A 25,897-nucleotide genomic window follows, 5' to 3' on the forward strand; every position below is an offset into this window, starting at 1 on the left:
CGCGGCCCGTTCAGGGCTTGAGGGCGACGCCCGCCCACACGCACGACTGCTCGGGGGTGACGGAGCCGGGCAGCGCGGGCAGATCGTCCTCGCCGATGTACTCCGGACGCCAGTCGCAACTGGCCACTATGCCCGGCTCCACCAGCCGCAGCCCGTCGAAGAACCGCTCGACGGCCGCACGGGTCCGCACGTGCAGGGTGATCCCCCGCTCCCGGTAGATACGGGCCACCTCCTCGGCGTCCGGCTCCAGATCGGCGGTTCCGTGGGAGAGCACCAGCGCGCTGCCCGGCGGCAGCGGAGCCAGCAGCTCGCGGACCAGGGCGTGCGGACCGTCCTCGTCGGGCACGAAGTGCAGCAGTGCGACCAGGGACAGTGCGACGGGCCGGGTGAAGTCCAGCCGCCGCCGGGCGTGTTCGAGGATGACGTGGGGCTGCCGCACATCCGCCTCGATGTAGTCGGTGGCGCCTTCGGGGGTGCTGCTCATCAGCGCGCGGGCGTAGGTGAGCACGATCGGGTCGTTGTCGGAGTAGACGACTCTCGCCTCCGGCCGCTCCCGCTGGGCGACCTGATGCAGATTGGGACCGGTGGGGATGCCCGTCCCGATGTCGAGGAACTGGGTGAGACCGTGCTCGCGGGCCAGCAGCCGGACGGCACGGTGCATGAACTCCCGGTTCTGCCGGGCCGCCACCATGATGTTCGGCAGCGCGCCGAGCGCCACGGCGGCGGCCTTGCGGTCGACCTCGTAGTTGGTCTTGCCGCCCAGGAAATAGTCGTACATGCGAGCACTGTGCGGCTGGTCCGTGCTGTGCCGAGTCGTTTCCGCGGTGACCATGCGTACCTCCCCCTCCTCCGGGCCCACTTTCTAACAGAGCGCGCCGGGTCCCGAACGCCGAGGGGGCGGACGGCCGGGTCGGGGGCGCCGGGCGGGCGTCCGGGGATTCTCAGCGGCGGATGAGACCCAGATCGGTCGCGGTGGCGACCGCCGCGGTGCGGGACTCGACACCCAACTTGGCGAAGATCCGCGCCAGATGGGACTTCACCGTCCCCTCGGTGAGGTGGAGCCGGCGGCCGATGCCCTGGTTGGACAGCCCCTCCGCGACCAGGGAGAGGACCTCCGTCTCACGCTGGGTCAGCGAACTGTGCGGGCTGCGCAGCCGCTGCATGAGACGGTCGGCGACAGCCGGGGCGAGCGTGGTGCGGCCCGCGGCGGCCGTGCGCACGGCCGCCGCCAGCTCCTCCGGCGGGGCGTCCTTGAGCAGGTAGCCGGTGGCGCCCGCCTCGATGGCGGGCAGGGTGTCCGCGTCCGTCCCGTACGTCGTCACCACCAGGACACGGGGTGCGCCGGGGCGCGCGGTGATGGCGGCGGTGGCCTGTGCGCCCGTCATGCCGGCACCGAACTGGAGGTCCATCAGCACGACATCCACCCCGCCCTGCCCGGCACGGGCGACGGCTTCCTCGGCGGTCGCGGCCTCAGCGACCACGGCGATGTCCTCCTCCGTCTCCAGCACGGCACGCAGCCCGGCGCGCACCACCGGGTGGTCGTCGGCGATCAGTAGGCGGATGGGGGAGCCGGTCACGGACGCTCCTCGTCGTCGGAGGGCGAGGGGACGGAAGGCACACCGCTCACCGGCAGCTGGGCGGCCAGCGCGGTGCCCCGGCCGGGTGCGGACTCCACGATGAGGGTGCCGCCCAGAGCACGCACCCGGGCCCGCATGGCCGGCAGCCCGAAGCCGCCCGTGCCCGGGTCCGGGGCCCCAGTGCGCTCCGGGTCGAAACCGGCCCCGTCGTCGACGACGTCCACCGCCACCCGGTCCCCGAGGTAGCTGAGGGTGACCTCGGCGTGCCGGGCGGCGGCGTGCCGCACGGTGTTCGACAGCGCGGACTGGGCGATACGCAGCAGGGCCGTTCGGTGCGGCGCCGGCAGCGGCACGGGCTGTCCGGTCACATGGAAGCGGACGGCCAGCGGATGCTGTGCCGACGTGGACGCGCACAGCCGCTCCAGCGCGCCCGCCAGCGAGGTGCCCTCCAGGGCGGGCGGGGCGAGCGCGGCGACGAAGCGGCGCGCCTCGGCGAGATTGTCCACGGCGGCCTGCCGGGCCCGGCCGACGTGCCCGGCGGCGGCCTCGGGCCGGCCCGGCAGGGCCCGCTCGGCCGCCCGCAGCAGCAACTGGATGCTGGAGAGGCCCTGCGCCAGGGTGTCGTGGATCTCCCTCGCGAGACGCTCCCGCTCCTCCAGCACACCCGCCGCGTGCTGGGCCGCGGCCAGATCGGCGCGGGTGGCGGTCAGCTCCTCGATCAGCCGCCGGCGCCGCTCGCTCTCCCGGTACAGCGCCTGGTAACCCCGTACGACGGCCACGGCCACCGCCGCGCCCAGTGCCGGTCCGACGACGACGGCCACCGTGAGGGTCTCCTGGTGGGCGGCGAAGGCCGTGATCGCCGCGAGCGCGGTGGCCGCGACCGCGAACAGCCCGCTGCGCCGCGGCAGCAGATGCAGCAGCAGGAAGTACAGCGGGAAGGCCACCCACACCCCGTCGGCCGTCAGCGCCAGCAGCCCCAGCCACACGGCGCCCACCCCCGCCAGCCAGCAGGCGGCGGCCCGGCGGGAGCGGCGGATCACCGGCAGCAGCGGACCCACCGCGTAGACCACGACCAGCGCGGCGGCCACCGCGACGACAGCCGGCGCACCCGGCGCGTGATCCGTCACGGACCGCACGGCCGCCAGGCCGGCCAGCCCGACGACGAGCAGATGCAGGCACCAGGCCAGCGCACGGGTAGTGGGGGTCAGCTCGTTCACGATCACTCCAGCCTACGAGGAGACCCGGCCGCCGCCCTCCATCGAAAGTGAGAACCCGGCCGCCGCCTTTCGGCCCGCGAAGTGCCCTCCCTCGCGCGATGCCTCCGGCCCGGTACGGCGGCGACGGTGGGGGCGTCACCGTGTCCGCCGAACGAAAGGGCAGTCACAGCTGTGTTCGTCGCCTGGAGAGACCTGCGGTTCGCCAAGGGGCGGTTCGCCCTCATGGGAACCGTCATCGTGCTCATCACCCTGCTGGTCGGACTGCTGTCCGGGCTGACGGCCGGACTGGGGCAGCAGAACATCTCCGCGATCACCGGCCTGCCGGCCGACAGGATCGCCTTCAACGCCCCCGGCGACGGCCGCGCACCCTCCTACTCCGACTCCACCGTCACCCGCGACCAGTGGCGGCGCTGGGCGCGGACACCGGGAGTCGAGCGCGCCGAACCACTGGGCATCACCACCACCAAGGCCACCGCGGGCGGCACCAGCGCCGGCGTCTCCGTCTTCGGTGTCCGTCCGGGCTCCGGGCCGGCCCCGGACAGCGGACGAATCACCGACGGCACGGCGGTTCTCTCCCGTCCCGCCGCCGACGAGCTGGGCGTCCGCCGCGGCGACACCGTCTCCCTCGCCGGGCACGAGGTGACGGTGGCCGCCGTCGGCGGGGAAGCCTTCTTCAGCCACACCCCGGTCGTCTACACCAGCCTGGCCACCTGGCAGCGGACCGCTCCGCCCGCGCCGGGACGGGCCGACGGCCCCACCGCCACCGTCATCGCCCTGCGGACCGCACCCGGCGTGGACATCCGAGCCGCCGACCGGGCCGCGGGCACCACGACGGTCGGCAAGCAGGACTCGCTGTCCGCCATCGGCTCCTACACCTCGGAGAACGGTTCGCTGCAACTGATGCGCGGCTTCCTGTTCGTCATCTCCGCGCTCGTCATCGGCGCGTTCTTCACCGTGTGGACCATCCAGCGCAGCGCCGACATCGCCGTGCTCAAGGCACTGGGCGCCTCCACCGCTCACCTGCTGCGCGACGCCCTCGGCCAGGCCGTCGTCCTGCTGGCGGGCGGCACCCTCCTCGGCACCGCCGCCGCGGCCGGCCTGGGCGCCGCCCTGTCCGGCTCGGCCGTCCCGTTCCTGCTGACCCCCGCCACCGTCCTGGTCCCCGCCGCCGTCATGGTCCTCCTCGGCGCCCTCGGGGCCGCCCTGTCCGTCCGCCGCATCACCTCCGTCGACCCGCTGACCGCACTGGGGAGCGCCCGATGAGCCTCGACCTGTCCGACGTCACCCTCACCTACCCCGACGGCGACACCCGGCTCAAAGCCCTGGACCGGGTCAGCCTCACGGTGCCCGACGGCAGTGTCACCGCCGTCGTCGGACCGTCCGGCTCCGGCAAGTCCAGCCTCCTCGCCGTCGCCGCCACCCTCATCACTCCCGACTCCGGCACCGTCACCGTGGACGGCACCCGCACCACGGGAATGAGCCGGAGGGAGACCGCCGCACTGCGCCGGCAGCGGATCGGCATCGTCTTCCAGCAGCCCAGCCTGCTGCCGTCGCTCACCGCCGCCGAACAGTTGCAGGTCATGGCCGGGATCGACGGCCGCTCCCCGGCCCGCGCCCGCTCCCGGGCCCTGACGCTGCTGGACGCCGTCGGCCTGGCCGGCCAGGCCCACCGCCGCCCCCACCAGCTGTCCGGCGGCCAGCGCCAGCGCGTCAACATCGCGCGGGCCCTCATGAACGAGCCCACCGTGCTCCTGGTCGACGAGCCCACCAGCGCCCTCGACCACACGCGGGGCGCCGCCGTGCTCGACCTGCTCACCCGCCTCACCCACCAGCAGGGCACCGCCACCTTGCTGGTCACCCACGACCGGGCGTACCTGACCGCCGTCGACCGTGTCGTGGAGGTCCACGACGGCCGCCTCGGCGCCCCCGCCGCGGACACTGCACGGTGAGCCGGCGCGACGAGCAGTGCACGGTGAGCCGGCGCGACGAGCAGTGCACGCGGTCGCCGGGTGCCGCCCGCCGGGCGGGACCCTCGCGTTTATCCCCACCGTTCCGGGGGACCGGTGGGGTGGTGCCGCGGGCCGTGCGCCACCGTCGACGCACGACCGCTCAGCCGCCGGTCCTCTCTCCTGGGAGACTGCATGAGCCTCGACGACCGCGCGACCACTGACCACGGCGTACGGCCGGAGGAGCACTTCCCGGAAAGCGCGACCGAGCGGTCCGCCATGCTGGGCGCGCTCATCAGCGCCAGCCACTTCTCCACGCTCGAACAGCTTCCGGAACGGTTGAACGAGGAAGCCGCCCGCGTCGGCCTGACCGACATCACCGTCTACCTCGTGGACCTGCAACAGGACCTGTTCACCCCGCTGGTCCCGCACCCCCCGCCCGCCGGGGGCACCGGGCTGCGGCACGGCGAGTTCCGGGTCGAGGGCACCGTCGCCGGGCGGGCCTTCCAGCACGGCGAGGTCCTGCCCGCCGGACCCGGCGACCACGACCACTGGTGGGTGCCACTGGTCGACGGCACCGACCGGCTGGGCGTCATGCGCATCACCGCACCCGACGCCGACGAGGCCGCCCAGCTCGACATGCGGCGGCTCGCCGCACTGGTGGCCCTCATGATCGTCAGCAAGCGCGGGCTGAGCGACTCCTACAGCCGGCTGGTGCGCCGACGGCGCATGGACGTGGCGACCGAGATGGAATGGCGCCTCATGCCCTCCCGCACCTTCGCCACCGACAGCCTCATGATCAGCGCCCTGATGGAGCCCGCCTACCAAGTCAGCGGAGATGTCTACGACTACGCCTTCGACGGCCGCATCGCCCAGCTCTCGCTCTTCGACGCGATGGGACACGACACCGCCGCCGGGGTGACCGCCAACCTGGCGCTCTCCACCGCCCGCAACGCCCGCCGCGAAGGCAGCGACCTGGCCAGCACCGCGGCGGCCGTCGAAGAGGTCCTGGTGGAACAGTTCTCCGGTGACCGCTTCGTCACCGGCATCCTCGCCGAACTCGACGTGACCACCGGGGAACTGGACTGGCTCAACTGCGGGCACCCCCATCTCGTCGTGGTGCGCGGACGATCCCCCGTCCACCTCGACGGACCGACGGCCCCGCCCATCGGCGCCGGCCTCGGACACCCCGACACCCTCTGCCACAAACAGCTCGAACCCGGTGACCGGCTGCTGCTCTACACCGACGGCGTCACCGAGGCCCGCAACCCGGAGGGCGAGGAGTTCGGCCTCCAGCGCTTCATCGACTTCCTCCTGCGCCACCAGGCCGACGAGCTGCCCGTACCCGAGACGCTGCGCCGGCTCATCCGCCACCACCTGGCCTACCACAAGGGACAGTTGCGGGACGACGCGACCGTCGTACTGGCCGAGTGGCACGGCGCGGCGGGACTGCCGGAGGAGGAGACCAAGGACAAGGTCGGCATCCCCGACATGCCCGAGACCCAGCCCGCGGAGGAGTAGGCAGGGGCGTCCCTCTCACCGAACGGTGAGCGCGAGTGCCCCTCTTCGGACGGGCGGTCCACCGGACCCGCCGGTCAGGCGCCGGGCGGCACGTCACGGGACGTAAGTCCACCGCCCGGCCGCAGCGGCGGCTTCGGACGCCGGGGCGGACGCGGCTTCCGCAGCCGCGGCACGTCCTCCTCCTGCGGCGCGGGAAGCTGCTGCCCTGCCGGAACCGGCTCGCCCGTCCGACGGGGAGCCGCCGCTTGCCGGCGCGGCGCCGCCTCCTCCTGCGGCCGGCCCCCCTGCCCACCGGGCGCCGCCTCGTCCTGACGGGCAGGCGGCTCCGCCCGGCCGGGGGAGGGCTCCGCACCGCGCGGCGGCTCCTCCCGCCGACGCGGGGCAGCCTCCTGCTCGCCGGGCGCGGGTTCCTGTCCTGCTGGGGTCTCCTGCTCGCTGGGCGCGGGTTCCTGTCCTGCTGGGGCCTTCTCCTCGCCGGGTGCGGACTCCGGCCCTGCTGGGGCCTTCCCCTCGCCGGGTGACGGCTCCCGTTCCTCGGGCGCGGGCCGGCCGCGTTCGCGGGAGGTTTCCGCCTTCTCTTCGGTTGCCGGTTGTTCGTCCGCCGGCTGTTCGTCCGCGGGGGAGGGGCCCTTTTCCGGTTTTTCGCGGGAGGGTTCCGCCTTCTCTTCGGGCGCCGGATGTTCGTCCGTCGGCTGCCCCTCCGCGGGTGACGGACCTTCTTCCGGCTGCTCGCGTGAGGTGGCGGGTGCCTCCTCCTCGCCGGCGCCGTCCCCGCCCTGCCGGTGGCCGCCCCGCACGGCGCGGGTCAGCAAAGCCGCCAGGGCGAGTGCGGCCTTCGCCTTCCCGCCGCGGCCGAGGAGGTAGCCGCCCAGCAAGCCGGTGACCACGGCGGCCGACGGTCTGTCCGTCACCGTTCGCCCCGCCCGCGGCGCCGTGAGCCGCGCTCGTCGCCACGGCCGCCGCCCTCTCCGTCGTCCCCCTCCTCGTCACCCTGGGCCCCTTCGCCTTCGCCGCCCTCGTCGTCTCCCTCGTTCTCCTCCGGCTCCTGCTCCCCGCCGTCTCCGCCGTCCCCGTTCTCCTCCGCGCCGTCCCGCCCCTCGTCCTTCCGCGACTCCTCCTCGTCCCGCTTCTCCTCCTCGACGACCTCGTCGTGGCTGCGGACGACCTCGCCGTCGCGGATCTCGCCGCGCCAGCCGTCCACCTCCTCCGACTGGAGCGTCACGTACCGCTGGAAGTGCTTGAGGTCCAGGCGGAGCCGTCTGCCCTGCGCCCGCCAGATGTTGCCGGTCTTCTCGAAGAATCCGGACGGGTAGTACTCGACGACCACCGCGACCCGCGTCAGGTTCTCGTCCAGCCGGTGGAAACTCACCGCACCGCTCGTCGTGCCCTTCGACCCCTCGGAGGACCACACGATCCGCTGGTCGGGGATCTGCTCGGAGACCGTCGCCTCGTAGCTGCGGGTGGACGGCCAGACCCGCACTTTCCAGGTGGTCTTGGTCTCGTCCTCCTCGTCGCGGGAGACGCTGCTGACGCCGTTCATGAAGCCGCCGAAGTCCTCGAACTGCGTGAAGTGGTTGTAGACCACCCGCAGCGGCCGGCCGATGTCGACGTGCTCGATGATGTTGATGGCCTTGAGGTCCCCCGGCTTGCTGCCGCCCCCGTCGCCCATTCCCACCGCGCCCTTGGCCTTCTCGGTCACCTTGTCCTTGGCGCTCTTGGCCTTCTCCGCGACGAGGGCCTTGGCGGGGTTGTCGCCCTTGACGGTGCGGGCCGCCGTCTTGGCGAGCGCCCCGCCGCCGTTCGACTCCCCCGGTCCGTCCTGTCCGGCGATCTGGGTGAGCCGGTCGGTGGCCTTGCCCACCAGATGCTTGCCGGCCGCGGTCAGATACTCCAGAAGGTCGTCCCGCAGTTGGTCCAGCGGGGAGCCACCGTCGTTGGTGTGCTGCTGGGGCATGGCGGACTACCTCCTGCGGGCGGATCGGTCGGCGGACCTCTTGGCGGCGCTGCCGGAAACCGGTTTCCGGTGCGGACGGCCGGCGGAGGGCGACGCGCTGCGCGCCGCCGCCTCGCGGGCCACCCCCCGCTTCCGTGCGGACGACTCCCGCGACTGCTGCCGGTGTCGCGGCTCCCGCCGCTCCTCCGGCTCCTGACTGCGCTCGCCTCCCGCGTCGCCTGCGGCCTGTCCGTCGTCCCCACCATCCCTGCCGTCCCCGCCGTCTTCGCCGCCCTCCCCGTCCCCGCGGTCCTGGTCGGCCTCGTCCCGGCCTTCCTGGGCGCCTTCCTCCTGCTCGCGGCTGCCGCCTTCCTCGTCCCCGTCTCCGCCTCCGCCCCCGTTCTGCTCCCCTCCCGGCTTGGCGAGCTCACCGAGGCGGTCGGTGCGGTCGCGAAGAGTGCTGCTCAGCGAGGAGATACGGCGGTTGGCCAAGGACACGGCAGCCGTGCGGGCGGCCGACATCAACTGTTCCTTCACCTGGCTGCTCAGTTCCTCGAACTGGGGCGTCTCGGTGAGCTTCTTCAGGCCACTGCCGAGCAGTTCCTGCGGGGCGACGCCGAGACGGCGCCCGGCCACCAGTGAACCTACGGTGAGGGCGAATTTCGCCTTTTTGGTGCGGCCGAGGAGATAGCCGCCGACGACCGCGGCGAGGACGGTCGTCTTCTGACTGTCGTTCATGACTGGTCCCTGGGCTCGGTCTGCTGGGTCCCGTACGGCAACCTCCGACCAGGGCCGCAATTCGCCCTGTTCAGCCGTGGACACAGTGTGTGCGCGGCACCGCGCCGGGCGCATTCCGGAGAGGGCCGGACGGGTACCGGCGTCGCCGCCCGGACGCCGCGCCTGCCCGGATACCTCCGTCCGCCCGGTACGCGGCGACAATTCCGTTCATCCGTTTTACGGTGATACGGACCGTTTGTGGGCAGCCGGGGCGATGCCTGGCCCAGGACAGCGAGGCCACGTCATGGACGAGGACTACCGCGGCAAAGACGACTACGTCGAGGAATGGGACGACGGGGAGCAGGGCCCGGACCAGCGGGGGTCGGATCAGCGGCGGCCGGACCAGCAGCGGGAGGCGGGGAAGGGGCGGCCCGACGAGCAGGAGATCTCCGAGGGGGAGATCGTTCCCGCGGAGGCGCCGGGCCGGAGCCCCGATGTGCTCCTCGACGTGCCGCAGGTCAAGGTCGACGAGATCAATCTGGAGGTGGAGGACCTCCGGGCACGGGTCTCGTTGCAGGCCGAGGTGCTGGATCTGCTCCGGCTCAATGTGGGCGCGGACGTCAGCCTGGGACGGGTGCAGCTGGAGATCAAGGGCGTGGAGGCCCAGGCGCTGCTGAAGGTCCGGCTCGACAACGTCGCCCGGATCATCGACCGGGTACTGCGCACCATCGACCGCAATCCGCAGATCCTGGAGCAGATCACCAGCGGGGCCGGTTCCGCTCTGCGGGAGGTCGGCGGCGGGGCCGGACACGCCGTCGGCGAGTTGGGGCGAGGTGCGGGCGGGGCCGTCGAGGACATCGGCTCGGGAGCCCGCGGTGCCGTTCAGGAACTGGGTCGGGGCGCGGGCGGTGCGGTGCAGGACGTGGGCCGCGGTGCGGGCGGTGCGGTGCAGGACGTGGGCCGTGGCGCCGGTGGTGCGGTACAGGACGTGGGCCAGGGCGCGGGCGGCGCTGTGCAGGGGGTCGGCCAGGGAGCGGGCGGTGCCGTGCAGGGGGTCGGCCAGGGAGCGGGCGGTGCCGTACAGGGTGTGGGCCAGGGCGCCGGTGGTGCGGTGCAGGACGTGGGACGCGGTGCCGGTGGCGCGGCGGAGGGCGTCGGGAAGGGCGCGGGCGGCGCGGTGCAGGAGGCCGGGCGCGGTGCGGGCGGCGCGGTCGAGGGTGCGGGCCGTGGCGCGGGCGAGGCCGCGGAAGGCGTCGGCCGTGGTGCCGGTGGGGCCGCGGAAGGCGTCGGCCGTGGTGCGGGAGAGGCTGTCGAGGGCGCGGGCGGCGCCGTGCGGGGAGCCGGCCAGGGCGCCGGGGAAGCGGTGGAGGATGTCGGGAAGGGCGCGGGGGAAACCGCCGGGCGCGCGGGCGGGGCAGCCGGCGAGGCCGTCGGCAAAGCAGGTGAGCGCACTTCCGAGGCCGTGGGGGAGACGGTCCGCGAAGCCGGAAAGGGCGGCGGCGACAACTCCGGGACCGGCGAGGAGCCGGCCGAATCCGGAGGGCAGACGGGCGACCGGGCCGACGACCAGGCGCAAGGGCAGGGCAGGCGTGACGCGGAGCGGGGCTCCCGCTCGAACGGCCGCCGGACGGAGGACCGCCACCAGGAGCCGCCCTGAACAGATGAGTCCGCGGCCCCCGTTGCGCGGGAGGACACCGGCCGGCGTGAGCCGCGGGAGGAACGTGAGTCGCAGGGGGAGGGGGACCCGCAAGGGGAGGGGGAGCCCGACATCGCCTTCGGCGCGTCGGTGCGTGCGGACAGTCTCCGTTTCCGCTCGGCGCCGCAGACCGAGGTCGCCTTTCACGGCACTCCGGGCCGGCGCTCGGTCTCGCGCAGCACCCGCACCGGTCTGCCCGCGCCCGTGCGCCCCGGGGAGCGGTACGAGGATGTCCAGGTCGACTACGCACTCGCCTCGGAGCTCACCGGCGACGAGGAGGAATCGCGGGAGACGCACGAGACGGAAGAACCCGGGAGGGAAACCCGCGACGGGCGGGAACGCGAGCCGGAGAAGCACGCGAGGCGAGAAGACGATCCGGACGAAGACGAAGACGAAGACGGATACGAAGACGACGACGGAGACGGAGACGGGAACGGCGGCACGCGGCGGCCCCCCTCATGACACCGCGCCGGACGGGGACCCTCTCCCACACCGGCACGTACCGGGCCGCCCCCGCGGGGCCGCCGCATCCCCGGGCCCGTCACGCCCGGTCGCCGTCATGCCTCCCGCGCCCGGCCCTCCCGGCGCGCGTACCGCCGCAGCACCCGGACGATCCGTACCACCGCGAGCAGCCCGGCCGTCACCGCGCCCGCGAGCAGCAGTGCGTGAACGGCGCGGGAGGGGAGTTCCCACACGACGGCGGGACTCGCGATCGCGGCGAACACCAAAGCGGCGAGCAGCCCGGCACTGAGCAGCGCGTAGCCGATCTCCACGGTGAGTGCGTCACGTTCGGCCTGGCTGCGGGGACCATTTCTCATACCGGGATTATCGGTACCGGCACGGCGCACGTCATCCTCGCCAGCCGGTGACGGCCACCGTCTCGCGGGCGATGGCGGCCACCGACCTGCCGTCGGTGGGCACCCGTACGGTGTCCGCCGGTGCACGCGCGTCCAGCAGTCGCGCCTTGCGCACGCTGCCGGCGATCTCCTGTTCCAGCTCGGAGCCGAGTTCACGGCCCGTCAGCCGGTCGCGGGCCGTGGAGTCCGAGGCGGTCAGCAGCACCCGTATGAGACGTACGTCCGCTCCCATGGCGCGCTCGAACATGCCTGCCGTCTCGGGCAGTACGCTCACCGTGTTGGTGTAGACGAGCCGACGGTGGCCACGCCGGGCGAAGTTCGCCCACAGGCCCGTCAGATTGTCCTCGGTCAGCCGGGCCCGGTCCGGGTCGCCGTCCGGCGCCGGGTGTGCTTGGCCCAGGTAGTCGCCTTCGAGTACCACGTGCGCAACGGCCGCGGCGCGCAGCAGCGCGGAAACCTCCCACGCCACCGTCGTCTTGCCGACTCCCGCGCGTCCTCCGATGAGCAGCGCCTCCGCGTGATCCATGGCGGCAGCCTGCCAGCGCGCGGCGGGTCCGGGCGAACGGTATTCCGCACCCCCGCCCGGCCACCGCGGCCGGCGCGGTCACCGGGTGAAGTGCCAGCGGGTCTGGCTGAAACGGGCGCCCCTGCCGAAGCCGAACGCGGTGCGCGGCACGACCCGGAAGACGAGGGAGCGGATGTCGTGGGCGGGGGAGCGGAAGGCTTCCTCGTGGACGTCGAAGTGCCACTCGCTGCCGTACTTGGCCTCCCACAGGGTGGCCAGTGCCGCCAGCCGCCCCTCGTCGGTGACCCGCACTGCCTCGCCCTCGACGACCAGATCGCAGCCCTCGCCGTAGGTGTTCGTCCCGGTGGTGAGGGCCACCTGCGGGTTGCCGGTGATGTTGAGGACCTTGCGTTCCCGCTCGCCGGTGGTGAAGTGGAGCGCCCCGTCGGTCCACACCGTCATCACCGGGGTGACATGGGGGCGGCCGTCCTGACGCACCGTCGAGAGCCAGAAGATCTCGGCCCGTTCCAGGCAGGAGACGGCCTCGGTCCATGGTGTGGCGGTCGCGTCGGGGGAGCTGTAGCGCGCGTCCAGTTCGGTGTGCGGCTCCAGCGGCGGTGTGTGTGCCGTCATCACGGAGTCCTCTCGGTGTCCTCCGCCCTATGATTCCGGCACAAAGCGGACCCGGCCCGCAGGGCCGCCCCATCGCGCGTCGGCCGGCCGTACCCCACATGTCCGGGGGCCGTCATGTCCTGGCGGTGGGCTCGCGTTTCGCGCGGAGGAGGCCCGAGGCCACCTGGATGCCGCCGATGCACATGAGGACGACGCCGGCCTTCGTCAGGGTGACGACCGGGGTCTCGACGTCCCCGGCGAACAGTTTGAGGGCCAGGCCGACCAGAAAGGTGACGCTTCCCTCGATCAGGTTCTTGCTCGCGCGACGCACCGTCGACTCCTTGGCGGGGGCACACACCGGCCCCCCGCGGTGCCTGCCGGTAGGACGCAGAGGGGGCTGCCGGGGGCGGGTCTCACTCTAAAAGGCGCCGGACGGGCTCTCGTCCGCTTCGCGCAGGAGCCGGTACTGCATCGTTCGGCGGACCCCGACGGGGGTACGGCTCCTCCCCACACCGGGGCACGCGATCCCCGCCCGTTCCCTGACGCCGGGTCAGCCGGCTCGCACCGCCGCGCTGCGGCACCCATGCATACACCTGTGGGGTGCCTGTGAGGTTTGCCGGTGAGGGCGCCGGATACAAGGCGGTCACGTGCTTGGGAGGACAGGCACAGACGCGGAGGAGAAGCCCGCGACAGCCCGCGACGCCTGTCCCACAGCCGCTTCTCCCACCGCCGTGCGATGTCGAGACACCGGGGAGGAGTCAGATCCTATGTGCGCCGTTCGGTACCGGCCCCAGCGCAACCGTCACAGCCACCACGACGCGCCCGACACGGCCGCGGACTTCGAGCGGCTGGCAGCCCTGCCGCAGGGCCCTGAGCGGGAGGAGCTGCGCGGCCGGCTGGTGGCGGCCTGGCTGCCGATGGCCCACCGGCTCGCGGCCAAGTACCGCAACCGCGGAGAGGCGCTGGAGGATCTGGAGCAGGTGGCGGCGCTCGGACTGGTGAAGGCCGTCAACCGCTTCGATCCCGCGCAGGGCACCGCCTTCGAGCCGTTCGCCGTGCCCACGATCACCGGCGAGATACGCCGCCACTTCCGGGACCGCGCCTGGGAGGTGCACGTACCGCGCCGGGTCCAGGAACTGCGGAACAAGGTGCGCTCGGCCGTCCGCGCGCTGGAGGACACCGGCAGCGGCCAGAGTGTGACGCCCGAGCGGATCGCCGAGCTGACCGGGCTGTCCCAGGAGGACGTCAAGGCCGGGCTGGAGGCCACGGAGAGCTTCCGCGCCCTGTCCCTGGACGCCTCCCTCACCGCGCCGGACGAGGCGTTCTCGCTCGCCGACACCCTCGGCGAGACGGATGCCGGTTTCGACGCCGTGGTGGCCCGGGAAGCGGTCAAACCGTGTCTGCGCGAACTGCCCGAGCGCCAGCGCAAGGTGCTGTACCTGCGGTTCTTCCGCGGTATGACGCAGTCCCGCATCGGCGAGGAGCTGGGCATCTCGCAGATGCACGTCTCACGGCTGCTGTCCCGTACCTGCGAGCGGGTCCGCCGCCAGGTCGAGCGCGAGCCGGCTCATGCCGGGACCGCCTGACGTCCCCCACCGAACTCCTCACCGACCCCTTCGGCCCGCGGCGCGTCCCGCTCACCGTCCCCCGACCGCCGCGGCCCGCGAACCCGAGAAAGGACGCCGCATGTTGATGGCCCACCCCGCCGTTCTCCGCGACCTCGTCGAGCAGTACGAAACGCTGCGGGTACTGCACGCGCAGGACGGTTCCCCCGAGGTGCGGCAGCGCATGAACGACGTGGCCTACACCCTGTGCGTCTCGACGGGCACCCGCGACGTCGACGCGGCGCTGGTCGCCGCCCGGCACCGGCTGCCCGGCGCCCGGCCCGAGGACGACTCCCTCCTGACGGCGCGGAACGCCCCGGGGCAGGCGCCGACCGAGGCGAACGCCGCACCGGCCGCCCCCGCCGCCGATCATGTGCGGCAGGCCGCGGACGCCGGAACCGGCACGGCCGGCACCGACCCGGCGGCGCCGTCCGCCTCGGTCGCCTAGCCGTGCGCCGCCTGGTGCGCAAGCCCTGGCTGACCGTCCGCGTATCGGCGGCACGGGCCATCGGGCACCGGCCGCCGCAGGCCGCCCGGCGCTCCCGTCCGGCCGCCGCCACCCGTCCGGCGGCCGGACGGCCGGTGGAACGCCGTGCCTCCGGAGGGACGGGTGCCGCCTCCGCCGGCTGACGGGCCGGCCCCCCTCACGCCGTGGTGAGCCGCCCCGGGGGGAGCCCCCTCCACCCGGGGCGGCTCACCGCTGCTTCTCCTCGCGGGTGAGGCGTACCGCCAGGGCGAGGGTGTCGTCCCGGTGGAGGATGCGGGTGTGCATGTCCCCGGCGATGGCTTCGGGGATGTCCGTGATGGCGGCCGTCGCATGCCGGCGGGCCGAGGCGGCGAGGCGCCGCTCGCCCTCCAGCGGGTCGCGGCGGCTCTCGGTGAGACCGTCGGTGTACAGCACGAGCAGGTCTCCCGGACCCAGCCGGGCGGGAAGCACTTCTTCGCTGCCGGGCATCGGGAAGCCGATCCCGCGGCCGGGGACCTCCAGGTACTCGCTGCGCCCGTCGGCGCGGACCAGCAGGGCCGGCGGATGGCTGCCGTTGGCCAGCAGCAGTTCTCCCGTCGCGGGGTTGAGACGGGCCAGCAGCAAGGTGGCCATCAGCTGCGGGTCGATGCCCCGCAGGATCTCGCTGACCCGTTCGACGATGTTCTTCGGGTGGTGCCCCTCCAGCGCCAGCGTGCGCACCGCGTGGGTGACGTTCAGCGCGCTGCGGGTACTGCGTACGCCGTGGCCGAGCGCGTCCACGACGGTGATGTGCACCGTGCCGTCGGGAAGGGTGAACCAGTCGTACAGGTCGCCGCCCGTGGGGGCGTCGGTGTCGGCCGGTGCGTAGTGCACGGCCAGCTCCACACCGGGTACGTGCGGCGGCGCGGGACGCAGCGCGTCCTCCAGCTCGCGGAGCGTCTGGCCGTGGGCGCGGCGCAGTTGCTCGTCCCGCTCCTCCAGCTGCACGTACAGGGCCAGGACGCCGCTGTTGGTCTCGGCCAGTTCGTCGGTCAGCCGCTGGTGGCTCGCGGTGAGGTCGTCGATCTCCGCGAGCAGGGCCCGCATCTCCGCCTCGGTGGCCGCCTCGTCACCGTCGTCCTCCCCGCCGCCGGCCGTGGGGGGCGCGGCGGGGCCGGGCAGCGGCAGCCGCCAGACGGTCTCCCCGTCGCCGCCGCGCTGCGCGGGCAGCGGCAGCGCGCCGCGGTCCGTGGGCGTGCCCGGCGCCGGGGCGTCGGTGGTGAGGGTCACCACCAGTTCCCCGGTGCCGTCCTCGTCCGCTCCGGTGGCCGGGACGCGGGTGGCCCGCAGCCCGAGACCGGTCCCGCGCGCCAGCAGGGGGCGGGCCACCTGGCTCACGGAGAGCACCAGACGGCCGCGGACGGGCGTGGGCAGGCCGTGGCTGTCGGCGAGCCGCCGCACGGCCTGCCGGACGTGGGCGAGCGTGGCCAGTCCGCTCTCGTGGACGTTCATGCCACCCCCGCGAGGCTCACGGCGGTGGCGTCGTCCCGCAGCCGGCGGTGCCGGTGGCCGAGGGCGACCGGCAGCACTTCGGCGGGCAGCCCCAGGAAGTACGCCGAGGGCTGCCGCGCCCAGCGGGCCTCGATGCCGTCCGAGTACAGCACGGTCGTCTCGTCGGCGGCCACGGTGGCCGTGCGCGTCTGCACGGTCGGCAGGTTCCAGCCGACGATGCCCGGCCGGCCGTCCAGTTGACGGTGGGGGCGCTGCGGCGAGAGCACGCACAGCCGGATGTTGCCGACGGCGCAGAAGTCGGCCGTGCCCGGGGCGATCCGCACAAGTCCTACGGCGGCACCGCGGGTGTGCCGCAGAGCGTGATGCATACGTTGCATGATCTGCTCGAGGGGGTCGTCGCAGTGGTCGTGGAAAACGCGCAGTCCCCGGCCGGCGGCTTCACCGTGCCCGAGGCCGTCGATGACCAGGGCCGTGCGTATGTGCCCGTTCTCGTGGATCGCCGCGGAGTCCCCGCAGACGTCCTCGCCCGCGGCCGGCAGGCACACCATTCCGGCGCCGGAGGGCAGGGGCCTGTGCTGGCCGCCGGTGATACGGGCGGCGGCCACCGTGCCGTCCGGGACCGTCGAGTTGATCCGGAAGTCGGTGGCGATGCGCTGGACGGCACCCAGCCCGGTGCCGAGCGAGCCCGCCGTCGTGTAGCCGTCGGTCAGGCAGCGTCGCGGGTCGGCCATTCCCGGGCCTCGGTCCACCGCCACTATCTCCAGCCCCTCGCCCAGCGGCAGGGCCTGGAGGTAGACGCTGCCCTCCCGCGCGTACTTGTCCAGGTTGCTGGCCAGTTCGCTGGCGACGGCCGCCGCCTGGTCGGGCAGGGAGCCGCCCAGCCCGCAGCGCGTGCCGAGGGAGCGGGCCCGGGTGGCGGCCAGGTGCACGGCGCTGTAGTGGTCGATGCGCGTCTCCACGGTCACCGGCCTGTCCCACGCCTCGGACGTCATCGGTCGAGCCACCGCACGGCAGTGATCGTCGTCCCGGCGCCCGGCGCGGTGTGCACCTCGAAGCTGTGCATGAGACGCTGCGCGCCGCCCAGCCCGTGTCCCAGGCCCGCCCCGGTGGTGAAGCCCGTCCGTCAGCGCGCCCTCGACGTCCTTGATGCCGGGACCGTCGTCCTTGACGACCAGCCGCAGACCGGTGCCGGTGATCTCCCGTACCGGCTCGATGAACAGGGCACCGCCGCCTCCGTGGATGAGCGCGTTGCGGGCCAGTTCACTCGCCGCCGTCACCACCCGGGTCGACCAGGCTGAAACCCAGCTCCTGTGACGCGGCACGGACGGCGTGCCGGACCGTCAGGAGGTCGTCCTCGGTGCGCACCGGATACTCGTGCGAACCCCCCGGCGGGAACTGCCGGGCCGTCTGCTGCGCCGCGGCGGACGAGGACGAACGCCCGCCGGAGCGTGTGCCCGAGATCACTCCCCGGAACCCCGGCCGTCGCGGGTCCGGTGCCAGCCCAAGGCGGACATGCCCTCTTCGGCGTTCAAGGCGGTCTCCACTCCTGTCAGCTCGATACCGAGTTCCACCAGGGTGATGGCCACGGAGGGCCGCATGCCGGCGACGATGACGCGGGCGCCCAGCAGTTGCGCCATCGTGCTCAGCTCCATCAGCGCCCGGGCCACGAAGGAGTCGATGATCTCCAGCCGGGAGATGTCCAGGAGCACGCCGCGCGCCCTGTCCTCGGCGATGCGGGCCGTCAGCTCCTCCGCCAGCGCGGTGGCCTGCTTGTCGTCCAGTTCGTTCAGCAGGCCGGTGACCAGGGTGTCACCGAGCCGCAGGATCGGCACGGTGGCGCTCTCGTTCGCGTGGTTGGTGTCCGGGAGAGTCACGGCAGCTTCGGCACCTCCGGCGTGTCGTCGGCATCGCCCGTGAGCCGCATGGCCGTCGCCAGGGCGTCGGCCAGGGTGGCCCGGGTGAGGATGTCCGACAGATCGATACCCAGCTGGACGATGGTCTGCGCGATGCCCGGCCGGACACCGCTGATCACGCAGTCGGCGCCCATCAGTCGCACGGCCTTGACGGTCTGGATCAGGTGCTGCGCCACGGAGGTGTCGACGGTGGGCACACCGGTGATGTCGATGATGGCGACCGACGCCTCGTGCGTCTGGATGCCCTCCAGCAGGTTCTCCATCACCACCTGGCTGCGCGCGGTGTCCAGGTTGCCGATCAGCGGCACCGCCAGCACCTTCCGCCACAGCTGCACGACCGGGGTCGACAGTTCGAGCAACTGCCGGCTCTGCCGCCGGATGATCTCCTCACGGCCCTGGACGTAGGTCTCGAAGGACAGGGCACCCGCCGCGTCCAGCAGATGGTTGACCATCAGCGCCAGCTCGAACAGCTCGCCGGTGGCCAGGTCCTGGTCCTGGACCGCCTCCAGCAGCGCCTCCTTGAGGGAGAGCACCGCCAGCGCCGTGGCCGTCGGCGGCGTGCCCGCCCGGGCCCGCCGCAGCGACAGCTCGCACACGGCCTCGCGCAGCGGGGGGGGGGGGGGACTCGCTGACGATCCGGTCTATGGGGAGGTCCCCGGCCAGGCCCTCGCCGAGCGCGGCCACCAGGCCGTCGGCCTCCTCGCGCAGCTCATCCTCGGCTGCGCTCCGGCCGTACTGCTCCCGCTCGCGCTGCAACTGCACCCACCGGTCGGCTGTCTCCGCCTGCCGCTGGGCCAGCGCCTGCGTCAGTCGAGCGCGTGCGGTCGGCTTACTGGCAGTCATCTGGGTGTGCCTTCCCCTTTGCGTTACGTGACGTTCGCCGCCGGGCCGGTACTGCGGTTCGTGACCGGACCGATCGTACCCACCTCCCTGACCGGCCGGTTCGCAGGCCCGTCCCGCCCGGCCTCCCTGCGCTCCTGCCCTGCCTGCCCGCCTGCCATCCGGCCCTTCCCCCCGGGCCCTCCACGGATCGCTCTCGCCAGTGACCGATCCGCACCTGCGTTCGGATTGTGGGGGTACGGGACGACGACGATCTGGAAGCCGTCCTCGTACAGGATGTGGCCCGGGTCACGGGAGTGCAGCATGTGACAGTCCACTCCGTGTGCGGCGAGGATCCCCAGATAGCCGCCCACCCGCGCCACGAGGTGCACGGCGGTCGCCTTGAACCATGCGGCGGCGTGCGGATGCAGGGCCGGGTCGTAGACGGTGGGGTCCGCGTCCGAGGGGTTCGGGCAGACCGCGTCGTACCACGCGTTGACGGAACGCCGGAAACGCTCCTCCTCCAGGGTGAGCAGCCCGGCGCGGCCGAGATTGTTGACGAGGCCGAAGACGCCCGTGAAGTGCCCCCGGGTGTTCGGCGTGACCGCCTGGAAGCGGACGTATCCGCCGTCGGCCCCGGTGTCCGCGTCCCCGGCCGCCGCTGCGTCCACGTCCTGTGGCTCGCGCCCGCCGTCCCCGCGGGCCGCCTCGTGCCGGCCGGCAAGGGCGCGGTCCGTGTACCGGTCGCCGGCGTTCACGCGGGGCAGGTGCTCGGTCCGAGCCGGTCCGGGAGGCGGTCGCGGGCCGAGGCGAAGGTCTGCTCGGTGTCGAGCGTGCCCACATCGACCGTCACCACGTGCCAGGGGGCACGGGTGAGGAGGCGGCGGGTCGGCTCCGCCTCGGCGCGCAGACGGGCGGCGGCGGAGGGAAGGTCGCGCACGCTCCGGGTGCCGGGTGAGCCGGCGAGCTTGCGGATGTACCAGTCCTCCCAGCCGGCGCCCTCCCGGGCGACCGCGCGCCGCAGCGCGGCGGCCGGATCGTCGTGCACGTACACGACGGTGACCGGCACCGGTCCGAGCACGCGTGACAGCCCGTCCACGAAGGAAAACAGCGCCCTCTCGTCGTGCCCCCAGGCGACCGGCGACGGAATGAAGGGCAGCAGCGCGTCGGTGACCAGGTAGTCCCTTCCGGCCGCCGTCGATGCGGCGACGTAGGCGCGCACGTCCGCGGTCAGCGTCTCGGGCCGTACGGCGGCGGATCCGTCGGCGAACTCCTGGGCGACGGGCCGGAATTCCTCGCGGGTGAGGATGTCCGCCTTCGCGAACTGGTCGACGGAGGCGCCCGTGGCGGACAGCCACCCGCCCAGCGCCCGGCAGAGCGTCGATTTGCAGACTCCCGGGCTGCTGCCGATGACGGAGACGAGATGAGGGGTCATGACCGCAGTCTCACACCGCCGTCCCGGGGCGGGCAGTGCCCGAGGGCAACTCGCCCCGGGGCGCGGCGCCGTTCAGGGCTTGCCCGCGCCGAACGGGTCCACCTCGGTGAGCAGTTTGTCGATCCGTGCCTTGTCGACCTTGTTCGTCACCTCCGCCGCCTCCTGCCGGTCGCGTACGCACTTGGAGAGGGTGAAGGCGGAGGAGACGACGAAGATCAGTCCGAGTCCGAGGAATCCGCGCTCCCACTGGCCCACGGGCAGTCTCGCGATGCCGACCAGCAGTGCGAGCAGCGCCACCCCGAAGGCGACGGCCGACTGCACGAAGAACGCCGTGGTGGTGGGGCGTTGGACGGAAGGAGTCATATCAGCCATACCGTGAGAGTGCCTCCCGGCCGCGTCCGGCACATGGGTACGGGTACTCAGAATTCGCCCGTCGGCAGCCTTGCCGGTGCGCTGTTCCGCCCGCCCGCGACCGGCGGCATAGTCTCGGGCCGTCGAAGGAGCGGTGAGGGCCGCGGTCGCGGGAGCCCGCACCGGGAAGCGGTGAGACGGACGGTGAGACGGTGAACCGGCGGCGCTTGACGACACGGGGCCCGGTGGAGTTCCTGGACGTGCGGCGGGTACGGCTCGTGGAAGCCGGCAGCCTGCGGGTGACACCGGAGGAACAGCAGGCTGTCGACCGCCTCTGGGCTCAGGCCGTCGCCGGCAACCCGCACCTCTTCGACGGGCCTCTGGTGGCCTGCACGGGACTGCACCGGCCACGGCCCGGCGTCCTGGAGCTGCGGTGGGTCCGCGCCACCTACCGCCACCGCGCCCTGCGGCTTCTCCGCGCCCCCGGCTCCTGGGTGCCCTCCCCGGTGTTCGTCACGGTGCTGCAGCCCACGGACGAGGGGCTGGTGGTGGGCCGGGGGTCGGCGACCACGGCGGGCCCCGGGCGCTGGGGCCTCCCGGGCGGCTCGGCGGAACCGCCGGGGACCGCCGGGCGGCTGCTCGACGAGGCCGCGCTGCGCCGGCACGCCGCGCGGGAACTCGCCGAGGAGACGGGCGCCGGTGCCGAGCCCGGTGGTCTGACGCTCCACGCTGTCACCCGCGGCGAGTACGGGAAGGTGGGCCTGCACTTCCTCGCGCCGCGGCTGCCCGCCGCCCTGGTCCGCTCCCGCCACCGCGGCCTGCTCGCCGCGCACGCGGCCCGCGGGGACGAGCCCGAACTGGACCGGCTCGCGTTCGTCCGCTCGGCGGCGGAGTTGCACGGGCTGGGCCCGCAGGCCGACTACGTACCGCAGCTCGTCGCCCGCTGGGCCGCGCCTCAGCGGGCGGGGGAGGGCCAGTTGCGGAACTTCTTGGGCCGGGGCGGGGCGTAGGTGCGGACTTTCGAGGTGGTCAGGCCGAGGGCCACAAGGGATTCCGCGATCTTCACCGCGGCGGTCACCCCGTCGACGACCGGGACACCCGTGCGCTCGACGACGCGTTCGGTCAGGCCGGACATGCCGCCGCAGCCCAGGCAGATCACCTCCGCGCGGTCGTCGGTCACCGCGCGGGCCGCCTGCTCGGCGATGGCGTCCACGGCGGCCTTCTCGTCACGTTCCAGATCGAGCACGGCCAGCCCGCTGGCGCGCACGGAGGCGCACCGGGCGCCGAGCCCCGCGCTGTGGAGGCGTTCCTCGATCAGCGGGACGGTGCGGTCGAGACTGGTGACCACGGAGTAGGAGCGGCCGAGGAACTGGGCGGTGCTCGCGGCGGCTTCGGTGATGTCGACCACCGGGACGTCGAGGAGTTCCTGGAGACCCTCCCGCCCGTGCTCGCCGTAGCCGGCCTGGATGACCGCGTCGAACGGCTCCGGGTAGGCGCGGACCGTCTCCATCACGGCGACGGCGGCCAGATAGCTCTCGTAGTTGCCCTCGACGGATTCGGCACCGAAGGCGGGGGTCAGCGGCACGATCTCGGTACCGGGCGCCGCGGCACCGGCTGCCTGACGGCCGATCGACTCGGTGATCGACTCGGTGGTGTTGACGTTGACGACGAGGATGCGCATGGCCGGGCTTTCTGCTGGAGGGGTCATTCGGCGGCGACGGCGATGGATTCGCCGTCCACGTCACGGATGGGAGTGGCGCGGTCCGCGATCAGCGCGTACAGCGCGGCGGCGAGGAGGGCGCCGATGAACCAGGAGAACCCGGCCACGGCACCGAAGGCGGGCACCAGGGCGATGACGACGGCGGCTGCGGCGCTGGGCGCGAAGGCGGCGACGGCGCGCGGGTTGTAGCCCCGGCGGTAGTGGTACTCGCCCTGCGCGTCCTCGGTGTAGAGGTCGGGCACGTTGATCCTGGCCCTGCGCAGCAGCCAGTAGTCCGCCATGATCACGCCGAAGAGGGGGCCGAGGAGGGCACCGAGTCCGCCGAGGAAGTAGTTGACGACGACCGGGTTGTCGTAGAGGTTCCAGGGCAGGATCACCAGCCCCAGTACGGCGCTGACCAGGCCGGCCCTGCGGAAGTTGAGCGTGCGCGGGAAGAAGTTGACCAGCGCGTAGATGGGCGCGACGAAGTTGGCCAGCAGATTCACCGCCACGGTGAGGGCGATCAGGGCGAGTGAGGCGACGGCCAGCAGGAACATGTTCGGGACGGTGCGGACGATGTCCGTGGGACTGGTGATGACTCGGCCGTCCAGCTTGAACTGCGCCCCGCTGAGCACCGCGACGATGACGGCGAAGAAGAGCATGTTCACCGGGATGCCGATCACATTGCCGCGGACGATGGCGCCGCGGCTCTTCGCCGACCGGGTGAAGTCGCAGAAGTTGAGCACGAACGTCCCGTAGACCACCACCCACAGTGCCGCGCCCTGGAGGATCTGGAGCCACATCGCGCCGCCGGTCAGCGGGGTGTCGGTGGACCAGGAGATCGAGCCGTCGGCCCGGAAGAACATCCAGGCCGCGAGGGCGCACATGGTGATCAGCGTGGTGGGCGCGGCGAACGCCATGTAGCGCCGGATCATCTGCATCCCGTAGCTGACGATGACCACTTGGAGGGCCCACAGGGCGAGGAAGGTGATCCAGCCGAGTGTCGACTGGCCGAGCACGGAGTTGGTGTCGAGCGCGCGCAGGCTAGGGAACATCGCCGTCAGCAGGGTGCTCAGCACGGACGAGGCCAGATACGTCTGGATGCCGAACCAGGCGATGGCGACGGCGCCCCGGACCCCGGCGGGGATCTTCGCGCCGTTGACGCCGAACGCTATACGGCTCATGACGGGGAAGGGGACGCCCGTCTTGTGCCCCATGAACCCGGACAGGGTCAGCAGGAGGAAGAGCAGGACCGAGGCGAGCGCGAACGCCGCCAGGATGCCCCAGACGTTGAGTCCGAGGGCGAACAGCCCGATGGCGAAGGCGTAGTTGCCGAGGCTGTGCACGTCGTTGGCCCAGAGCGTGAAGACGTTGTAGGCGCCCCAGCGGCGCCCTTCCTTCTTCGTCGGGGCGAGGTCGTAGGTGTAGAGACCAGAGCTGGCGGTGCCGCTGGTGTCCACGGACGCTCGCTCATCCACGGCGGTCATAGGGGCTCCGGGGGAAGGGAGGGCGGGGCGGGGAACGTTCAGAGCTTTCCACGAAACGGAAGCGCGATTCCGCACGCCAGAACGTAGTTTTCTCCCAACAGCACCGTCAAGAGTTGGGAAGCGACGACTTGAGCGGATGAGCAAAGCGCCCTTTCCGCAGGAAAGGGCGCTTTCGATCAAGAGTGGAGGCGACTGGCCGGTGCGCCCCCTTTGCCGGAAGCGGAGCGGGCGCCCGTCACCACGAGCACGGTCCCGGGGAAGTCACGGGGCAGCGGTCACCTCCTGTCCGTCCTCGGCTCCCTGCGGGAGCAGCAGGGCCGAATCGGCGTGCAGCGTCAGCCGGACCGGTGTGAACTCGGTGGCGTCGACGCGTGCGGCGTCCGTGCCCGGGTGCGGCGCATACCGCGGATGGGCGCCCCCGCTGATCTGCCAGCGGATACGGTGCCCGGCCGCGAACCGGTGGGCGGTGGCGCTCATGGGCACGGTGAGCCGTGCGGTCCGCCCGTCCTGAGGGCGCAGCCGGCCCAGTCCGTCGCAAACGTTGACGGAACGGCCCTGCGGGTCCACGTCGCACAGCCGGGTGAAGACGTCGGCGTACCCGGTGTCAGCGTGTACGCGCAGGTGCGCGCTGACGGGACCGACGACCTCCACCGGCTCCGACAGCGGCGGACCGGTGAAGGTCAGCACGTCCTCGCGGGCCTCCAGTGCGGTGTTGTCGCGGGACCCGGCCGCACCCGAGAGCAGCGGCCCGCCGACGGACGGGGTGGGGTCGGCGGGGTCGTAGCGGAAGGACGCCAACGGCGCGGAGTCCGTGGGCGGCTGCCGGGTGAGGTACCCGCCCGAAGCGGGGAACCACGAGGTGACAGCGGGCTGCCCCGGCCACGCGTCGAGGTCCCGCCAGGTGCCCTGGCCGCCGCCCACATGGATGCGTACGTCGGTGGGCCGCAGTCCGGAAGGGTCGGCGCACAGGTGTGCGCGCAGCCAGGCGAGGCTCTCGGTGAACACCTCGGGCCAGCCCTGTTGCAGTGCGGAGGTGTGGTCCCAGGGGCCGACGAGCAGGGCGGTCTCGCAGCCGGCCGCGCGGAGCCTGGCGTACTGGACGAAGGCCTGGTCGACCAGGGCGTCGTGCCACCCGGTCACCAGACTCGTCGGTACGGTCCGCCGTGCCGCGGCCTCGCCCGGGTCGGCGCCCTGCCAGTACGCGTCCCGGGCGTCCGGGTGGGCGAGCACCTCGTCGAGCCACGGTATGCCGCCGCCGAGCGCGGGGGCGTACCCGTCGCGCAGCGGGCGGGTGCCGACAGCGGTGCGCACCCGCCGCCGCAGGCGCAGCATCGCGCGCAGGAACGGCCCGGTGCCCTGGTGCTGGTAGGTCATACCGGCCCCGACGGCCAGGCTGTTGTCCAGCCGGAGGGCGCCGTCCTCGTAGAACAGCGCGTACGGGTCGTGCAGCCCCACCTGTACGGCCATCGCCTTCAGCTCCGGTGGTGCCTCGCGGGCCAGCGCCCACTGCACGTAGCCGAGGTAGCTGGGGCCCACTGTGCCCAGCTTCCCGTCGAACCAGGGCTGTTCGCGCAGCCAGGCGACGGTGGCCTGCGCGTCGGAGGACTCGTTGCGCCACAGGTGGAACGTGCCGCCCGAGCCGCCGGTGCCGCGGCAGCTCTGCAGCACCACGTGGAAGCCCTGCTCGGCGAAGAGCACGCCGTACATCGGCGACCAGGGCAGGCCCCTGCCGTACGGCGAGCGCACCAGCAGCGTGGGGAAGTCGCCCTCGGCACGCGGGAAGTAGTGGTCGGTCACCAACGGACTGCCGTCGGCGGCCGGCACCACGAGGCCCGGCTCCCAGCCGATGTCGTGGCGCTTGGCCGGCAGGCCGCGCCAGCTCGCCCGCAGCAGCCGCGCCCGCAGGGGTGGCTTGCGGGAGGACGGCGCCCAGGTGGATCCGGAGGCGGTGGTGTGCGCTGACATGGTTCCCCTCTCACCTCCGTACGGCGTACGAGAATAGAGGGTGCTTGGATGACTCCCGCAAGCACCGCCGCCGATCAGGAAGGGAA

27 protein-coding genes and 2 pseudogenes are annotated in these 25,897 nt (G+C 73.0%); 8 read left to right on the top strand and 21 right to left on the bottom strand.

The features are described from left to right. Nucleotides 1-10: 10 nt before the first annotated feature. The 3 genes from IO40_RS0106305 to IO40_RS0106315 form a co-directional block, all read right to left on the bottom strand. Complete coding sequence (locus IO40_RS0106305) at nt 11-832, bottom strand: SAM-dependent methyltransferase (protein ID WP_030408564.1); 822 nt, start codon at nt 830-832, stop codon at nt 11-13. A 109-nt stretch (nt 833-941) separates the two neighbouring features. Continuing rightward, a complete protein-coding gene (locus IO40_RS0106310; protein WP_031028508.1) occupies nt 942-1,577 on the bottom strand; it encodes a response regulator in 636 nt (211 codons plus the stop codon). After that, the gene (locus IO40_RS0106315; RefSeq protein ID WP_030408566.1) at nt 1,574-2,794 is read right to left on the bottom strand and encodes a sensor histidine kinase; all 1,221 of its coding nucleotides are present in this window, start codon (nt 2,792-2,794) and stop codon (nt 1,574-1,576) included. Before IO40_RS0106315 ends, IO40_RS0106310 begins: the two co-directional genes overlap by 4 nt. Before the next feature lie 171 nt (nt 2,795-2,965). Here IO40_RS0106315 and IO40_RS0106320 point away from each other — a divergent pair, with 171 nt between their 5' ends. The 3 genes from IO40_RS0106320 to IO40_RS0106330 all read left to right on the top strand — a co-directional run bounded on the left by IO40_RS0106320 (nt 2,966) and on the right by IO40_RS0106330 (nt 6,261). Then, nucleotides 2,966-4,057: an ABC transporter permease gene (locus tag IO40_RS0106320; RefSeq protein ID WP_016471535.1), complete on the top strand. Its 1,092-nt coding sequence runs from the start codon at nt 2,966-2,968 to the stop codon at nt 4,055-4,057. Then, nucleotides 4,054-4,743, top strand: coding sequence for an ABC transporter ATP-binding protein (locus tag IO40_RS0106325; protein ID WP_016471536.1), 690 nt, complete (start codon nt 4,054-4,056; stop codon nt 4,741-4,743). The genes IO40_RS0106320 and IO40_RS0106325 overlap by 4 nt, the downstream gene beginning before the upstream one ends. Nucleotides 4,744-4,935: 192 nt before the next feature. Next, nucleotides 4,936-6,261, top strand: a complete 1,326-nt coding sequence (locus IO40_RS0106330) for a PP2C family protein-serine/threonine phosphatase (protein ID WP_016471537.1) — start codon at nt 4,936-4,938, stop codon at nt 6,259-6,261. A 74-nt stretch (nt 6,262-6,335) separates the two neighbouring features. Here the strand turns inward: IO40_RS0106330 and IO40_RS0106335 are convergent, their stop codons facing one another. Genes IO40_RS0106335 through IO40_RS34715 form a run of 3 tightly spaced genes read right to left on the bottom strand, consistent with a single transcriptional unit; the run spans nt 6,336 to nt 8,932 of the window. Beyond that, a complete protein-coding gene (locus tag IO40_RS0106335; RefSeq protein WP_016471538.1) occupies nt 6,336-7,172 on the bottom strand; it encodes a hypothetical protein in 837 nt (278 codons plus the stop codon). Next, entirely contained in the window at nt 7,169-8,215 is a 1,047-nt protein-coding gene (locus IO40_RS0106340) for an SRPBCC family protein (RefSeq protein WP_016471539.1), read from the bottom strand. The genes IO40_RS0106335 and IO40_RS0106340 overlap by 4 nt, the downstream gene beginning before the upstream one ends. 6 nt (nt 8,216-8,221) lie before the next feature. Beyond that, the gene (locus IO40_RS34715) at nt 8,222-8,932 is read right to left on the bottom strand and encodes a hypothetical protein (protein ID WP_016471540.1); all 711 of its coding nucleotides are present in this window, start codon (nt 8,930-8,932) and stop codon (nt 8,222-8,224) included. A gap of 283 nt (nt 8,933-9,215) precedes the next feature. Between IO40_RS34715 and IO40_RS39770 the strand changes: the two genes are divergently transcribed. Continuing rightward, the gene (locus IO40_RS39770; RefSeq protein ID WP_063830991.1) at nt 9,216-10,568 is read left to right on the top strand and encodes a hypothetical protein; all 1,353 of its coding nucleotides are present in this window, start codon (nt 9,216-9,218) and stop codon (nt 10,566-10,568) included. A 129-nt stretch (nt 10,569-10,697) separates the two neighbouring features. Beyond that, a complete protein-coding gene (locus IO40_RS38235) occupies nt 10,698-11,069 on the top strand; it encodes a hypothetical protein (protein ID WP_063830992.1) in 372 nt (123 codons plus the stop codon). 95 nt (nt 11,070-11,164) lie between these two features. On the opposite strand, the gene IO40_RS0106365 is transcribed toward IO40_RS38235, so the two are convergent. The 4 genes from IO40_RS0106365 to IO40_RS0106380 all read right to left on the bottom strand — a co-directional run bounded on the left by IO40_RS0106365 (nt 11,165) and on the right by IO40_RS0106380 (nt 12,912). Further along, nucleotides 11,165-11,425 carry a DUF6332 family protein gene (locus IO40_RS0106365; protein WP_030408572.1) on the bottom strand — a complete coding sequence of 87 codons (261 nt, stop codon included), beginning with the start codon at nt 11,423-11,425 and terminating at the stop codon, nt 11,165-11,167. 31 nt (nt 11,426-11,456) lie between these two features. Further along, nucleotides 11,457-11,990 (bottom strand): AAA family ATPase, encoded by a 534-nt coding sequence (locus IO40_RS0106370; protein ID WP_016471544.1) that lies wholly within the window; start codon nt 11,988-11,990, stop codon nt 11,457-11,459. Between the two features lie 78 nt (nt 11,991-12,068). Further along, entirely contained in the window at nt 12,069-12,602 is a 534-nt protein-coding gene (locus IO40_RS0106375; RefSeq protein ID WP_030408573.1) for a pyridoxamine 5'-phosphate oxidase family protein, read from the bottom strand. Nucleotides 12,603-12,714: 112 nt separating this feature from the next. Next, nucleotides 12,715-12,912: a DUF5708 family protein gene (locus IO40_RS0106380; RefSeq protein ID WP_031175011.1), complete on the bottom strand. Its 198-nt coding sequence runs from the start codon at nt 12,910-12,912 to the stop codon at nt 12,715-12,717. Nucleotides 12,913-13,348: 436 nt separating this feature from the next. Here IO40_RS0106380 and IO40_RS0106385 point away from each other — a divergent pair, with 436 nt between their 5' ends. Together IO40_RS0106385 and IO40_RS39640 are read left to right on the top strand one after the other, a co-directional pair. Next, nucleotides 13,349-14,167: a SigB/SigF/SigG family RNA polymerase sigma factor gene (locus tag IO40_RS0106385; RefSeq protein WP_031175012.1), complete on the top strand. Its 819-nt coding sequence runs from the start codon at nt 13,349-13,351 to the stop codon at nt 14,165-14,167. A gap of 100 nt (nt 14,168-14,267) precedes the next feature. Continuing rightward, nucleotides 14,268-14,492, top strand: a pseudogene (locus tag IO40_RS39640) (DUF5133 domain-containing protein); the annotation flags it as partial. Between the two features lie 387 nt (nt 14,493-14,879). On the opposite strand, the gene IO40_RS0106400 reads toward IO40_RS39640, so the two are convergent. From IO40_RS0106400 to IO40_RS0106435, 8 genes and pseudogenes are all read right to left on the bottom strand, one after another. Next, complete coding sequence (locus IO40_RS0106400; protein WP_031175013.1) at nt 14,880-16,142, bottom strand: PP2C family protein-serine/threonine phosphatase; 1,263 nt, start codon at nt 16,140-16,142, stop codon at nt 14,880-14,882. Further along, a complete protein-coding gene (locus IO40_RS0106405; protein WP_324604516.1) occupies nt 16,139-17,419 on the bottom strand; it encodes a PP2C family protein-serine/threonine phosphatase in 1,281 nt (426 codons plus the stop codon). The genes IO40_RS0106400 and IO40_RS0106405 overlap by 4 nt, the downstream gene beginning before the upstream one ends. Next, nucleotides 17,403-17,606 (bottom strand): hypothetical protein, encoded by a 204-nt coding sequence (locus tag IO40_RS39645; RefSeq protein ID WP_324604517.1) that lies wholly within the window; start codon nt 17,604-17,606, stop codon nt 17,403-17,405. Before IO40_RS39645 ends, IO40_RS0106405 begins: the two co-directional genes overlap by 17 nt. Continuing rightward, nucleotides 17,603-18,016, bottom strand: coding sequence for an STAS domain-containing protein (locus IO40_RS0106415; RefSeq protein ID WP_016471551.1), 414 nt, complete (start codon nt 18,014-18,016; stop codon nt 17,603-17,605). The genes IO40_RS39645 and IO40_RS0106415 overlap by 4 nt, the downstream gene beginning before the upstream one ends. Next, nucleotides 18,013-18,898, bottom strand: a pseudogene (locus IO40_RS33220) (STAS domain-containing protein). Before IO40_RS33220 ends, IO40_RS0106415 begins: the two are co-directional and overlap by 4 nt. A gap of 23 nt (nt 18,899-18,921) precedes the next feature. After that, nucleotides 18,922-19,632 (bottom strand): hypothetical protein, encoded by a 711-nt coding sequence (locus IO40_RS39650; protein WP_063830993.1) that lies wholly within the window; start codon nt 19,630-19,632, stop codon nt 18,922-18,924. After that, a complete protein-coding gene (locus IO40_RS0106430) occupies nt 19,629-20,309 on the bottom strand; it encodes a hypothetical protein (RefSeq protein WP_030408580.1) in 681 nt (226 codons plus the stop codon). Before IO40_RS0106430 ends, IO40_RS39650 begins: the two co-directional genes overlap by 4 nt. Nucleotides 20,310-20,381: 72 nt before the next feature. Beyond that, nucleotides 20,382-20,681: a YiaA/YiaB family inner membrane protein gene (locus IO40_RS0106435; protein WP_016471555.1), complete on the bottom strand. Its 300-nt coding sequence runs from the start codon at nt 20,679-20,681 to the stop codon at nt 20,382-20,384. 206 nt (nt 20,682-20,887) lie between these two features. Here IO40_RS0106435 and IO40_RS0106440 point away from each other — a divergent pair, with 206 nt between their 5' ends. Beyond that, on the top strand, nt 20,888-21,670 hold the full coding sequence (locus tag IO40_RS0106440; RefSeq protein WP_174500681.1) for an NUDIX domain-containing protein: 783 nt from the start codon (nt 20,888-20,890) through the stop codon (nt 21,668-21,670). Here the strand turns inward: IO40_RS0106440 and IO40_RS0106445 are convergent. The 3 genes from IO40_RS0106445 to IO40_RS0106455 form a co-directional block, all read right to left on the bottom strand. Beyond that, nucleotides 21,616-22,341, bottom strand: coding sequence for an aspartate/glutamate racemase family protein (locus IO40_RS0106445; RefSeq protein ID WP_016471557.1), 726 nt, complete (start codon nt 22,339-22,341; stop codon nt 21,616-21,618). The genes IO40_RS0106440 and IO40_RS0106445 overlap by 55 nt on opposite strands. A gap of 23 nt (nt 22,342-22,364) precedes the next feature. After that, nucleotides 22,365-23,846: an NCS1 family nucleobase:cation symporter-1 gene (locus IO40_RS0106450; RefSeq protein ID WP_016471558.1), complete on the bottom strand. Its 1,482-nt coding sequence runs from the start codon at nt 23,844-23,846 to the stop codon at nt 22,365-22,367. A 261-nt stretch (nt 23,847-24,107) separates the two neighbouring features. After that, nucleotides 24,108-25,811 (bottom strand): CocE/NonD family hydrolase, encoded by a 1,704-nt coding sequence (locus IO40_RS0106455; protein WP_031175017.1) that lies wholly within the window; start codon nt 25,809-25,811, stop codon nt 24,108-24,110. Between the last annotated feature and the right edge of the window lie 86 nt (nt 25,812-25,897).

This window comes from Streptomyces albus subsp. albus (assembly GCF_000725885.1).
GTDB classification, from domain to species: domain Bacteria; phylum Actinomycetota; class Actinomycetes; order Streptomycetales; family Streptomycetaceae; genus Streptomyces; species Streptomyces albus.